The sequence below is a fragment of the Dinoroseobacter sp. PD6 genome (assembly GCF_028807315.1).
Lineage (GTDB): Bacteria > Pseudomonadota > Alphaproteobacteria > Rhodobacterales > Rhodobacteraceae > Dinoroseobacter > Dinoroseobacter shibae.
In genome coordinates, this window is sequence record NZ_JARAMN010000002.1 from 62,474 (window position 1) to 74,892 (window position 12,419).

At 67.1% G+C, this 12,419-nt stretch carries 8 protein-coding genes and 1 tRNA gene; 5 read left to right on the top strand and 4 right to left on the bottom strand.

What is annotated here, in order from left to right:
• Positions 1 to 41: 41 nt before the first annotated feature.
• A complete protein-coding gene (locus PVW48_RS03700) occupies positions 42 to 2,783 on the bottom strand; it encodes a DUF3427 domain-containing protein (RefSeq protein ID WP_274580347.1) in 2,742 nt (913 codons plus the stop codon).
• Positions 2,784 to 3,189: 406 nt separating this feature from the next.
• The gene (locus PVW48_RS03705) at positions 3,190 to 3,357 is read right to left on the bottom strand and encodes a hypothetical protein (protein ID WP_274580349.1); all 168 of its coding nucleotides are present in this window, start codon (positions 3,355 to 3,357) and stop codon (positions 3,190 to 3,192) included.
• 97 nt (positions 3,358 to 3,454) lie between these two features.
• Here PVW48_RS03705 and PVW48_RS03710 point away from each other — a divergent pair, with 97 nt between their 5' ends.
• Positions 3,455 to 3,823 (top strand): hypothetical protein, encoded by a 369-nt coding sequence (locus tag PVW48_RS03710; RefSeq protein ID WP_274580350.1) that lies wholly within the window; start codon positions 3,455 to 3,457, stop codon positions 3,821 to 3,823.
• A gap of 329 nt (positions 3,824 to 4,152) precedes the next feature.
• Here PVW48_RS03710 and PVW48_RS03715 read toward each other — a convergent pair.
• Positions 4,153 to 4,242 (bottom strand) — tRNA-Ser (locus PVW48_RS03715).
• A gap of 290 nt (positions 4,243 to 4,532) precedes the next feature.
• Here PVW48_RS03715 and PVW48_RS03720 point away from each other — a divergent pair.
• Together PVW48_RS03720 and PVW48_RS03725 are read left to right on the top strand one after the other, a co-directional pair.
• The gene (locus PVW48_RS03720) at positions 4,533 to 5,504 is read left to right on the top strand and encodes a TAXI family TRAP transporter solute-binding subunit (RefSeq protein ID WP_274580352.1); all 972 of its coding nucleotides are present in this window, start codon (positions 4,533 to 4,535) and stop codon (positions 5,502 to 5,504) included.
• A 66-nt stretch (positions 5,505 to 5,570) separates the two neighbouring features.
• A complete protein-coding gene (locus PVW48_RS03725) occupies positions 5,571 to 7,490 on the top strand; it encodes a TRAP transporter permease (protein WP_274580353.1) in 1,920 nt (639 codons plus the stop codon).
• Here PVW48_RS03725 and PVW48_RS03730 read toward each other — a convergent pair.
• Complete coding sequence (locus PVW48_RS03730) at positions 7,487 to 8,392, bottom strand: LysR family transcriptional regulator (protein ID WP_274580354.1); 906 nt, start codon at positions 8,390 to 8,392, stop codon at positions 7,487 to 7,489. The genes PVW48_RS03725 and PVW48_RS03730 overlap by 4 nt on opposite strands.
• A gap of 100 nt (positions 8,393 to 8,492) precedes the next feature.
• Here PVW48_RS03730 and PVW48_RS03735 point away from each other — a divergent pair, with 100 nt between their 5' ends.
• Together PVW48_RS03735 and PVW48_RS03740 are read left to right on the top strand one after the other, a co-directional pair.
• On the top strand, positions 8,493 to 9,998 hold the full coding sequence (locus tag PVW48_RS03735; protein ID WP_274580356.1) for a proton-conducting transporter transmembrane domain-containing protein: 1,506 nt from the start codon (positions 8,493 to 8,495) through the stop codon (positions 9,996 to 9,998).
• 29 nt (positions 9,999 to 10,027) lie between these two features.
• Positions 10,028 to 12,403, top strand: a complete 2,376-nt coding sequence (locus PVW48_RS03740; protein WP_274580358.1) for a YbcC family protein — start codon at positions 10,028 to 10,030, stop codon at positions 12,401 to 12,403.
• Positions 12,404 to 12,419 lie beyond the last annotated feature (16 nt).

Here is a 12,419-nt window from a genome sequence, read left to right on the forward strand (position 1 = left end):
ATGCCCCCAGGGGCAACGTCAAACTGAATTCTTTTAAGCTATCAGTCTTGATTTGGAATTCCGAGCTCCGCCCAAAGCTCGCGCGGTGCTGGTGAAGCCAATTCCCATTGTACTTCAATTGGCTTCTCACCCTGCCATCCGGCGAACCTGGGTTGCCCGCAGTAGATGAATGGGTTGACCTTGCCGTTCACCTTGTTCCCGCGGCGGATGAACATGTGGACCTCGTGGCCTTCCTCACCGCTGATGACCCGGCCATGCTTGCTGTCCTGGCGCGTCTGGTTCTGGCTGAACCATTTCAGCCGTGACGGGCTGAGAAACGCGTTCTCGTAGGTCAGGTCCTGGGTCGACACATTTGCCAGAAGGATCATTATCTTCCGGTCGGGCAGCGCCCTCATACCGGTGCGCCAGACGTTTTGCTTGTACTCTTCGCCAAAGAACTCGGCGATGTCCGGCACGTAGTAGCGCTGCCAAAGCTCCAGAGCCTGTGGCTTGCCGACAAAGGTCGCGGACGCCTCGGCGGCCTCGCGGACGATTGGCGTTTCCGCCAAGCGCCATTCGACCAACTCGCGCACAAGCGGTTCCAGCTCTCCGGAAGCGTCAGGTCGCGCCAGCCGAAAGCCGTCGCTGCTTTGGGCCAGGTGCGGGTTGAAGGCCAGCTCTGACGCGCCATCGCTCGGTTGCCGCCCGGCTACAACGTCGCGCAAGCCGGTCAAGGCGGATCGGGACAAACCCCTGGGCCGTTCCAATTCACCCAAGAGACGACCGTGAGTTGCGAAAGGACGTTCGGGCAAGGCGTCGCCCATGTCCCGGACGAAGTCGAACCAGCCGCCATGGCCCGATGTGCGGGGATCGAAGCCGTTGCGGAAGACTTCGACAGCCGTGGGGCGGATGCCGGTCCGGTCCCGGAAGTCGACAAAGAAGGCTTCGAGCTCCGCCGCGCCTTCCTTCGGGCGGAGGAGATTGCGCAAGATGTCGATGACCTGCAGCTCATAGGTGATCTCGCAGCCCTTGGGCATCTGGAATTCACCGGCCTGGAGCGCGTCCAGTTTGGTCGAGATCGAGCGATCCCCTGCGCCGGCCCGCAGAAGGGTCGCGACTTTAGTCAGGAAGCTGCGGTGGTTGCCGATATAGTCGATCACCTGCAGCACCTTGCCTTCGACGCGGCGCAGGCCGCGGCCGAGTTGCTGCAGCCAGATAATCGCGCTTTCGGTCGGGCGTAGCATCAGGACGGTGCCGATCTCGGGCACGTCCACGCCTTCGTTGAACATGTCGACCGCGAAGAGGATGTCGATCTCGCCGCGACCGAGCGCTGCCAGGGAACTTGCCCGCAGCGCGGAGCTTTGGCCCGAATGGACCGCGATTGCGTTCAACCCGGCGGTGCGAAAGTACTCGGCCATGTAGTCGGCGTGGCGCACGGAACAGCAAAAGCCGATCGCGGGGCCGCTTGCACGTTTGCGGTATTGGTCCAGCGCGTTAAGCGCTCGCGCCTCGGTGGCTAGAGCTGCGTCTAGTGCGGTCGGATCGAACTGGCCGGAGCGCCAGGGGATCTGTGCGTAATCCACGTCATCCGGCACACCGAAGTAGTGGAAGGGCGACAGGTGCCCAGCGTCGATCCCGCGAAACAGGTCGCATTCGTAGACGAGGTTTTCGCTGCAAAGGCCAAGCAAGTCGGCGCCATCCGTCCGGTCTGGCGTTGCGGTGAGGCCCAACAGGAAGCCGGGCGTGAAATGCTCGATCAGCTTCTGATAGGTGCGGGCGGCGGCATGGTGGAATTCATCGACCACGATGTAGTCGAAATGATCCCGGTCGAATTGGCGCAGGTGACCGATCCGGCCCAGCGTCTGGACCGAGGCGAAGAGGATTTCCGCGTCCGCTTCTTTCTCGGCACCCGTGTAGCGGCCGAGCTTGGCGTCTGGGCGGACCTTGCGAAAGGCCGCCATCGCTTGGGTCAGAATTTCGTCGCGATGGGCGACGAAAAGGATGCGGCCCGCCATCGCACGGATCGTGTCAAAGGCGGCCAGCCAGGTCTTGCCCAGCCCGGTGGCCAGCACGACAAGCCCGGCGCGGTGGCCCTTCGATCGGCTTTGTGCAAGCGCCGCCAGCGCCTCCTGCTGGATCGTGTGCGGCTCTGGCGGCGGGCCTTCTTCGGCGACGACGCGGGCGGTGAACTCGGGCATCGGCCGCGCCCTGCGGCGTTTCGCGTAGGCATCGACCCATGCGGCCGTCAAAGGTTTAACCTCAGGTCGCGCCAGCAGGTCCTTGAAGGCCGCTCCGACGCTGTCTGCTGCATCCTCGGAATGCAGGTTCCATTCCACGCCATCGGTCAGCGCCGATTGAGACAGGTTCGAGCTGCCGACAATCGCCGCCCCGCGCGCATCGGCGGCACGGAACAGCCAGGCCTTCGGGTGAAAGCTGAGGCCTCCCGTTTCGAACACGAAGAGCTCGGCGCCTTCCAGGTCCAGCAGGCGCGCCAACGCCGTCGGGTCGGTCGTGTCGAGATAGTCGCCCACCACGATTCTGAGCCGTCCACCACGCGCTAGCAGCTCCCGGAACCAGGGCTCAAGCAAGGCCACGCCGCTGTCCATTGCGAAAGCAATCGCAAGGTCGACTGATTGCGCCGTGTCCAGCCGTTCGGCGAGCAACGGCAGGAGCGGATCGCGACCGCCGGTTGTCAGGCGAGCGCCACTGGCTTCCCGCAGGTGGAAATGATCGTGATCGGATGAGGCGATGAAACCGGCTGTGCCTCGGCCAAGTGCCGCACCCACCTCGGTCAACATGGCCATCTGTTCCGGTCCGGTCAGGTCATCCCACGCCGGCACATGCCGAGGGGCGGGGATCAATCCGGCCTTACGGTGCATGCAGATCGGGCAGGTGAGGCGCGGGTCAGTCACACTCGTCCAGATTGACCTTCTCTACTGAGACCATTGGTAAGGATCGCCGCTGGCATGTCCAGGTGCTGGGGCGATGCGGCGCCGGCTTGATTTGATATTTCCGGCCTCAATCCCCTTCGGAAAAGTGGGACACAAATCCGAAAAAATCCAATAAACATGGTGAAAGGAAAAGTCCCACCGGATCGTAACTTATTATAATAAAAACAATATTTTATGCCGCTCCCGGGCACCATTAAATTCAGAGACTTAGACACTCAAACGTTAGGTGCGCTCAAGTGCACGTGTAATTCGTGTGTAATCAGGCCGAACTTTTAGGCTTAAGCCTGCGGATGTTGTCTTCGTCGGTGCCACTGACCCGCTCTTCTAGCCGATCCATCGCCGCTTCGATGCGCGAGCCGTTTTGATGCGCGTAGCGCGCAACCATGGACAAAGTCTTGTGACCGGAAATTCGCTGGACTGTGGTCAAGTCGAGCTAACCTCCATGCCTATAAAATAGCGCCGGCCATGCTTATCGTTAACCCCACACGTGCGAAAAAGTTGGGCGCGACCGGATGGAGGCGGCGATGGGCGAGATTTACGGGTTGTACTCCACCCGCGAAGGGCTTGTTCGCTACGTCGGCCAGACCGAGTACTCAGCCCGTAAACGCCTCGATCTCATCATCACTAAGGCGTTGGACCGCGAACCCTGTGCGCTGTACGACTGGGTTCGAGATGCTTGGCGCACCGAGCATGAGGTCCGTGCATACGTCTTGCAGGATGAGGTGATCCCAGCGGACCTCGAGATGTTCGAGGCGTACTGGATCGAGCAGTTCAGTGAGCTTCTTAACGTCAAACCACCCGCCGATCCCGCACGGTCAACCACAGACATTGGCCAGCGCATCTACGAAACGATCCATGCGCAACTCAGAGGCCAAGCCGCGGCAAGTTACTGAGCATTGGCTGGGGGTTTGCGTGAAGTACGGAGTTCCAAGCGGTGCCGTGTTCTCCGCGCTGTTGCTGCGTTCAATTCCGGTCGCATCAACCACTCGCCACCGGCATCAAAGTGTTTAGGCGGGCGCTCGAAAAGACGATTAATTTTCAGACACTTACAAGCTCAGCACTAAACTGGCGCAGTCGTGAGGTTCAGAGAATTTCGGGCCGGAGAGAACGATTTCGGGCGTTTCCGCGTGAGGGCGGTGTTCAGCCCAAACGCTACAACCCTCTAAAACAAAAAGAAAATCCGGGTGCACCAACCGGCGGAGAAACGTTTCGCTAGGGCAAGTGGCGGAGACGATGGGATTCGAACCCACGAGACGGTTTCCCGCCTACTCCCTTAGCAGGGGAGCGCCTTCGACCACTCGGCCACGTCTCCGCCGACGGGTATAGCGGGGGATGCGACGGGGGCACAAGGCACAAATGCAGGTATTTTCCCACGGTCCTCGCGCTCGGCGTTGGGGGTGCCCTGACGACCAAAAGGGCAGGGGCGTGGGCTGTCGGCGCGGCGTGCCTGTCTTTGCCGCGCGCTGCCGGGCCGTGCACAAGTCCTGAAATCCGCACAGGGCGGGTCCATTCCAGGGCCGATGGTGCTTGCGCTTGCAAACGTATGCATTAATCTTGCCGCAGTCGCGCCCGCAGAGGCGCTCAAACGGGAGGACCACACCGATGAATGCCATGAAGTTCTGGATCGCGGGCGCCGTTTCGGCCGCCGCCCTCGCCATGCCCGCCGCCGCGCAGGAGCGGCTGGCCTTCGGCGCCACCAATGCGCAATCCTCGCATTATGCCTATTTCGCCGCGCTGGCGAAGATCGTGAACAACGCCTATCCGGACAAGTACCAGGCCAGCGTCGTCGAGACCGGGGCGACGGTCGACAACCTCAAGCGGATGGACCGGGGCCAGCTCGATATCGGCCTGATCACCACCTCGGCGCTCTATCATGCGAATGAGGGGATCAAGACCTTCGCCGACGGCGCCATCGAGTCGCGCCTGCTCTGGGCCTACAGCCTCGCGCCGCAGAACGTCATCGTGCGCCGCGATGCAGGCATCGACAGTATCGCGGATCTCAAGGGCGTCCGTTTCGGCCCCGGCCAGCGTGGCAGCTCCACCGAAGCCACCTCGCAGGAAGTGCTGGCACTCTTCGGGGTGGAGCCGGACTGGGTCCGCGGCTCCAATGGCGAGCTGGCCGCCGCGATCAAGGACAACCGCGCCGTCGGCTTCATCAAGTCCGCCGTGGGCACCAAGTTCGACGCCCTGACCACCGACATCGCCACCTTCACCCCGGTGCAGGTCCTGCCGGTTCCCGAGGACAAGATCGCCATGATCCGCGAGGAACTGCCCGAGCTGTCCATCGTCGACATGCCCGGCGGCGAGATGGAAAACACCGGCGCCTACCAGACCTGGGGCTTCATGATCGGCGTGTCCGCCCGGCCCGACATGGACGAGCAGACCGCCTATGACCTGGTCAAGGCCGTGATGGAGGACGACACCGAGCAGGCCACCGCCTTCCCGCCGGTCGCCGGGATCGACCTGGCCGAGCAGACCCTCGCTTATGCCACCTCGCCCCTGCACCCCGGTGCCATCCGGTACTTCGAAGAAGCCGGCTACGAGGTGCCCGACCGCCTGCGCCCCGGCAGCTGATCTGCGGACCATCAGAAAACCGCGGCGGGCTGACCGGCCCGCCGCGACCGCTTTGGGAGGAGCGTCATGACCAGCCAGGATATCGACCCCGCACAAGTGGGCAGTGCCGAGGGCGTGCCCACCACCCTGAGGGAACGCGCCGCCGCGGGTCTGTCCCTGCTCATCGGGATTTTCGTCTTCTACACCTCCTTTTTCGGCGCGTTCGAGACACTGATCCAGCGCGCGGGCTTCGTGGCGATGATCGTCACCATGGCGGTGCTGCTCTATCCCACCGCGGGCAAGACGCGGCTGCGGCCCCTAGGCATCGTGCTCGATCTGGCGATGGTGGGCTGGGTCGCGGTCTCCGCGGTCTATGTGATCGCGAATTTCGAGCGGATCATGGTCGAGCTGCCCTTCGCCGAGCCGATCGATGCCTGGCTCGGCTTCGGCACCCTGCTGGTGATCCTGGAGCTTGCCCGCCGCACCGCGAGCGTGGTGTTTCCGATCATCGTGGGCGGCATGGTGGCCTATGCGTTTTTCGGCGATGCGATCCCCGGCTCCTTCGGGCATCGCGGCTTCGGCATCTACTATATCACCGAGGTGATGTTCCTGTCCGACCGGGGCCTGTGGGGGATGCTGGTCTCCATCGCCTCGACGACGCTCGCGGCCTTTATCCTGTTCGGCGCGCTCTTGCTGCACACCGGGGCCGGGCAGACCTTCTTCGACCTCTCGGCCCGCGCGGGCGGGGCGAGCCCCGGCGGGGCGGCCAAGATCGCCACCATCGCCAGCGGGCTTTTCGGGTCGATCTCCGGCTCGTCGGTGGCCAATATCGCCACCACCGGCAACTTCACCATCCCGCTGATGAAGCGCCTGCGCTACCCCGCGCCCTTTGCCGGCGGGGTGGAGGCCGTGGCCTCCACCGGCGGGCAACTGGCCCCGCCGATCATGGGCACCGCCGCCTTCGTGATGGCCGAGCTTGTCGGCGTGAACTACTGGACCATCGTGGCCGTCGCCTTCCTGCCGGCGCTGCTGTTCTATATCGGCGTCTTTACCACCGTGCACCTGGTGGCCAAGCGTACCGGGCTGGGGCAGGTGGATGCCGCCGACCTGCCGGACTGGCGCGCGGCGCTGGACTGGCGGCGTCTGGCGCCCATCCTCGCCGGGATTGCCGGGCTGGCCTGGGGCATCTGGAACGGCAATTCGATCCAACTGACCGCGTGCTACGGCATGATCGGGATCATGGTCGCCTACACCGTGGCCACCCTGACCGGCGGCGGCACCTGGGCCGAGGTCATCGCCACCCTGATCCGCGCCTTCCGCGATGGCGGCAAGGGCGTGGTGATCGTCGGTATCCTGCTGGTGGCGGCACAGGTCTTCGTGGCCATGGTCAACCTCACCGGTGTCGGCGTCGCCATCACGTCCCAGATCCTCGCCTTCGCCGGGGACAGCATCTGGCTGATCGCGGTGATCATGGCGGGTGTGTGCCTGATCGCGGGGATGGGCCTGCCGACCTCGGCGGCCTACGTGCTGGTGGCGGCGGTCTTCGCGCCGGTGCTGATCCAGCAGGGGCTCGACCCGGTCATGGTGCATCTCTTCGTGCTCTACTATGCCGCGCTCAGCGTCATCACGCCCCCGGTCTGCGTGGCGGTCTTCGTGGCCAGTACCATCGCGCAAGCCCCGTGGCTTGCGGTGGCCCGCGACACCCTGCGACTGGGCGGGACGGCCTATGCCCTGCCGATGTTGTTCATCGCCTATCCCGGCCTGCTGCTGGCGGGTGGCCCGGCCGAGATCGCGCTGGCCATCGTCTCGGGCACGGTCTTCGTGATGGCGGTGGCAGCGCTCTTTGCCGCGCAACCGGTGTCGCGCCTCGGGCTGGTCTCGCCGCTCTTCTGGATCGCGGTGGCGGGGCTCGCCCTGCTCCATGGCTGCCTGCCCTCGCTGGCCGCGCTGGGCCTGCTGATCCTCGGCTTCCGGCTGCCGGAGGCGCCGCGCCGCGCGGCCGCCTAGCGCAGCGCCGGGTCTGCCTCGGGCAGGGGCCGCGCGGCCAGCAGATCGGCGAGCAGAGGGTTCGGAAACCGCCGGGGCCGCGTGACCGCGAAGAACGTCTCGCGCAGGGCGGGCAGGGGGGCCAGCTCCACCAGCTCGCCACTTTGCAACTCGTCGCGCACCACGATCGGCGGCAGCACCGCAAGGCCCAGATCCTCCCGCGCGAGCAGGCGCAGGAGCGCCATGTCGTCCACCTCCGCCGCGATGCGGATCGGGAAGTCATAGCCCGCGGTCAGCGCGTCGAACCCCGCCCGGATCAGGCTCGACTGCAGGGGCAGGATCACCGGATGGGCCCGCAGATGCGCCTCGACCGAGGCTTCCCCCGCCCGCGCCCGGGCCGGAGTGCCGATCAGGCTGACCTGCTGCGCGCCCAGCTCCTGCGCGCGGTAGGGCGTGCCCGCATCCTGCAACGGCGGCTGGTTGGTCAGCAGAACGTCGTGGTTCAGCGCATCGAGCCCGCGCAGCAGCTCCTCCACCGTGCCGGACCGCAGCACCACCTCCACATCCTCGCGCCCCAAGAGGGGGCGTAGAAACGCGATCTGGAAGTTCCGCGACAGGGTCGATTGCGCCCCCACGCGCAGCACCTGCCGCCGCGCGCCGGTCTCCCGCAGGGTCGCCACCAGGTCGTCGCCCGCCGCGAAGATCGTGTCCGCGTGATCCAGCGCGATCTGCCCCGCCTCCGTCAGCAGCAGCGCGCGGCCCCGCCGCTCGAACAGGGCAAAGCCCAGCCGATCCTCCAGCTTGCGGATCTGCACCGACAGCGCCGATTGCGACAGGTTCAGCCGCGCGGCCGTGCGCGTGAGGTTCCCGTCATGGGCCACGGCCCAGAAATACCGCAGGTGGTTGTAGTTCAGATCTGCCATTCGTTCACTTTAGTAGAACGAAATCATACGAACAATGAATTTTATTTCCGCATCTCCCCCGCCTATTTCAACCCAAAGTCCTTCAGCGAGGTGTAATCCAATGGTCCTGTCCCTGATCCCCTTCCTCATCCCGATATTGCTGGCCGCCGCCGGTGCCGTGGCCTTCCTGCGCCCCGAACAGGCCCTGCGCGCGGCCCCCGTGGCCGGGCTCGCCGCCTTTGCATTGGCCGCGCTGGCCGCGCTCGGCTTTGCCGTCGCAGGCGCGCCGGCGGGGGGCGCGCGGCTCGATCTCGTCAGCGCGGTGATGCTGCCGCTGGTGGCCGGGATCGGCTGGGTCGTGCTGCGGTTTTCGGCCACCGCCCTGCGGGACGAGGCCGAAGGGCCCGCCTTTCTCGGCTGGATCGGGCTGGCCCTGGCGGCCGTCCTGACCCTCGTGCTCGCCCCGACGCTCTGGATGCTCTGGGGCGCCTGGGTGGCGCTGTCGCTCTGTGTCTACAAGCTCTTCCTGACCTATCCCGGTCGGCCGATGGCGCGGGCCGCGGCGCGGAAATACCTGCTCAGCGCGGGCCTCGTGACCGTGCTACTCGGCTTGGCCAGCTTCGGGCTGGGCACCGGCTACGGCACCACGTCCATCGTCGCGATCCAGGCCGCGGCCGAGACGGGCATCGCCCCAGCGGGCCTGGGTTGGAGCGCGGTCGCACTGATCCTCGCCGCCGTGGTCGCCAGCGCGCTCTTCCCGCTCAGCGGCTGGCTGACCGAAGCGATGGAGGCGCCCACACCCTTCTCCGCCCTGCTGCATGCGGGCATCGTGAACGCAGGGGGCGTGCTCTGCCTGATCTTCGCCGATGTGCTGCTGCTGGTGCCCGGCGCATTGGCGCTCCTGGCGATGATCGGCGGGGCCTCTGCCCTGATCGGGGCGCTGGTGATGCTGACGCAACCGGCGATCAAGACCGGGCTGGCCTGGTCGACGGTCTCGCAGATGGGCTTTTTGATGCTGCAGATCGGCCTTGCGCTCTTCCCGCTGGCGCTGTTGCACATCCTGGCCCACGCGCTCTACAAGGCCCACGCGCTGCTGAGTGCGGGCACGGCGGTCGAAACCGTGACCACTGCGCGCTCCGCCGGTCCCGTGGCCGTGCCCGAGGTCAAGGCCGTCGCCCTGGCCTTCAGCCTGGCGCTCGGGATCTACGTGTTCGGTGTCTTCGCCCTCGGCGCGGCCGACAAGGCGCCCCAGGCGCTGGCCCTCGGTGCGATGCTGATCCTGGGGATCGCCTACCTGATCGCCCAGGGCCTGGCCGGGGCCGCACCCTGGGCGCTGACCGGGCGGCTCGCCGCGGCTTCGGCCCTGGCCACGGTCGCCTATCTCGCCTTCCAGGCGGGGGCGGAAACGCTGGCCGTCGGGCACCTGCCCCTGCCGCCGGTGCCCGGCGCATTGGACTGGGCGGTGATCGTGCTGGCGGTGACGAGCTTCAGCCTCGTGGCCGCGGCGCAGACCCTGCTGCCGAACTGGTCCCATCACCCCAAGGCGCGCGCCCTCCGCGTGCACCTGAACCAGGGCCTCTACGTCAACGCATTGCTGGATCGGGCGCTCGCGCCCAAGCCCGCCTGATCCCTGAAATTCTGCCAAAGGTTGAGACCATGACCCATACAGCAACCCTGATTTCCGTCGACACCCTGACCGCCGCCCAGGCGGGCGCGGTCCAGGCGATCCCCCCGGCCTTCCCGCTTTCGGCCACCGTGGCGGTCAACCCGTTCCTCGGGCAGGCGGGCCACTCCCTGCCGGACACCGCAGCACTCTTGGGCAAGACCGCCGGCTGCGCCACCACCGCCCCGCGGAGCTGGTTCGCCGCCGAGATCGCGGCGGGCCGGATCACCAAACCGGGCGTGGCCGAAGCGCTCGCCGCCGCGGGGCTCGACTGGCCCGTGGACAAGGTGATCTCGGCGGCCAGCCGCCAGCGCCCGGCGCCGCAGGCCCTGCCCACGGTCGCCGATCTCGCCGGTGCCTCCGAGGCCCCCGGCTGGCCAGCCCAGGCAGAGGCACGGATCGCGGCCTGGGTGGCCGGGCATTTCGACCAGGGCCAGGCGCTCTGGGCCGCCGGTGCGCCCTCCGGCACCTATGCCGACTGGCTGGCCTTCGCCACCACCGACATGACCCCCGATCTCGCCGGGCTTCCGGGCTTCCGGGCCTGGCTCAAGGCCCTGCCGTCCGACCCGACCGAGGCGCTTTTGGCCGCGGTCAACACGCTGGGGCTGACCGAGGCGGCGCTGCCGCTCTACTTCCACCGGCTCGCCATGTCGCTGGGCGGCTGGGCGCAGGCCGCGCGCTACCGGCTCTGGCAGGCCGAGCTGGCGGGCCAGACCGACACCACGCTGGCCGAGCTGATCGTGATCCGCGCGGTCTGGGATGCCGGCACGCTGGCCACAAGGCCCGCCCTGGCCGCGCAGTGGGACACCGCGCGCGCCGCCTTCGCCGCCCCGGTCACGCCCAGCGAGGATGACCTGATCGACGCCGTCCTGCAGGACGCGGCGGAGCGGAGCACCCAGGCCGATCTCGCCCAGGCCTTCGCCCCCGTGGCCAAGGCCGAGGCCCGGCCCGCGCTGCAGGCGGCCTTCTGCATCGACGTGCGCTCCGAGGTGATCCGCCGGGCGCTGGAGACCTGCGATCCGGGCATCGAAACCCTCGGCTTTGCGGGCTTCTTTGGCCTCACTGCCGCCCACACCCCCACCGGGTCCTGCAATTCCGAGGCGCGGCTGCCGGTCCTTCTGACCGCCGGGGTGACGAGCAAGGCGAGCGGCGACCACGACGCCGCCCGGATCACCACCCGCGTCACCCGCGCCTGGGGCCGGTTCCGGCAGGCGGCGGTGTCCTCCTTTGCCTTCGTGGAGGCGGCGGGCCCGTTCTATGCGGGCAAGCTGGTGCGCGATACGCTGGGCCTGGGCAAGGCCGACGCGATCCCGGGCAAGCCGGTTTTCGACCCGCCCCTGCCGGAGGAGGCGCAGATCGACGCGGCGGCCACGATCCTGAACGCCATGTCGCTGAAATCCAACTTCGCGCCGCTGGTGGTGATCGCGGGCCATGGCAGCCATGTGAACAACAACGCCCATGCCAGCGCGCTGCAATGCGGGGCCTGTGGCGGCTATGGCGGCGACGTCAACGCCCGGCTTCTGGCCGACCTGCTGAACCAGCCCCATGTGCGGGCCGGTCTGGCGGCCAGGGGCATCGCGGTGCCCGAGGACACGATTTTCGTCGCGGCCCTGCACGACACCGCGCAGGACGCGATCACGCTCTATGCCGATGACCTGTCCGAGGCCCACCGGGCCGCGGCCACCGCGTCGCTGGCGCAGGCCCGGCAGTGGTGCGCCGAAGCCGGGCGGCTCGCCCGGTCCGAGCGGCAGCCGAGCCTGCCGGGCGCGACCGAACGCGACGGCATCGCCGCCCGCGCCCAGAGCTGGGCCGAAACCCGGCCCGAATGGGGGCTGGCGGGCTGCAAGGCCTTCGTCGTCGCCCCGCGCACCCAGACCGCGCCCGCGCAGCTTGACGGGCGGGTCTTCCTGCACAGCTACGACTGGGCGCAGGACGAGGGCTTCGGGGTGCTGGAGCTGATCCTGACCGCGCCTGTGGTGGTCGCGAGCTGGATCAGCCTCCAGTATTACGGCTCCGTGGTGGCGCCCGAGGTGTTCGGCGGCGGCTCCAAGCAGGTCCATAACGTGACCGGCGGGATGGGCGTGCTCGACGGCGGCACCGGGGCGCTGCGGATCGGGTTGCCGATCCAGTCGGTTCATGACGGCGGCAGCTTCGTGCATGACCCGCTGCGCCTGACGATCGTGGTCAATGCCCCGCAGGAGGCGATCACCGACATCCTCGCGCGCCATGACGGGGTGCGGGCGCTGTTCGACAATGGCTGGCTGAAGCTTCTGCGGCTCGAAGCGGATGGTACCATCTCCGAGCGCTACACCGGCGACCTGACATGGGAGGCCTTCGCGCCGGGCGCCGAGGCCGCCCAGGCCGCCTGACCGATCGGGGGCCGCC

What these genes read in the sequence shown, in the direction of transcription:
- PVW48_RS03720 (WP_274580352.1), top strand. Translation starts at nt 4,533, where the DNA reads ATGAATGCCATGAAGTTCTGGATCGCGGGCGCCGTTTCGGCCGCCGCC.
- PVW48_RS03740 (WP_274580358.1), top strand. Translation starts at nt 10,028, where the DNA reads ATGACCCATACAGCAACCCTGATTTCCGTCGACACCCTGACCGCCGCC.
- PVW48_RS03700 (WP_274580347.1), bottom strand. Translation starts at nt 2,783, where the DNA reads ATGGCCATGTTGACCGAGGTGGGTGCGGCACTTGGCCGAGGCACAGCC.
- PVW48_RS03725 (WP_274580353.1), top strand. Translation starts at nt 5,571, where the DNA reads ATGACCAGCCAGGATATCGACCCCGCACAAGTGGGCAGTGCCGAGGGC.
- PVW48_RS03730 (WP_274580354.1), bottom strand. Translation starts at nt 8,392, where the DNA reads ATGGCAGATCTGAACTACAACCACCTGCGGTATTTCTGGGCCGTGGCC.
- PVW48_RS03735 (WP_274580356.1), top strand. Translation starts at nt 8,493, where the DNA reads ATGGTCCTGTCCCTGATCCCCTTCCTCATCCCGATATTGCTGGCCGCC.
- PVW48_RS03710 (WP_274580350.1), top strand. Translation starts at nt 3,455, where the DNA reads ATGGGCGAGATTTACGGGTTGTACTCCACCCGCGAAGGGCTTGTTCGC.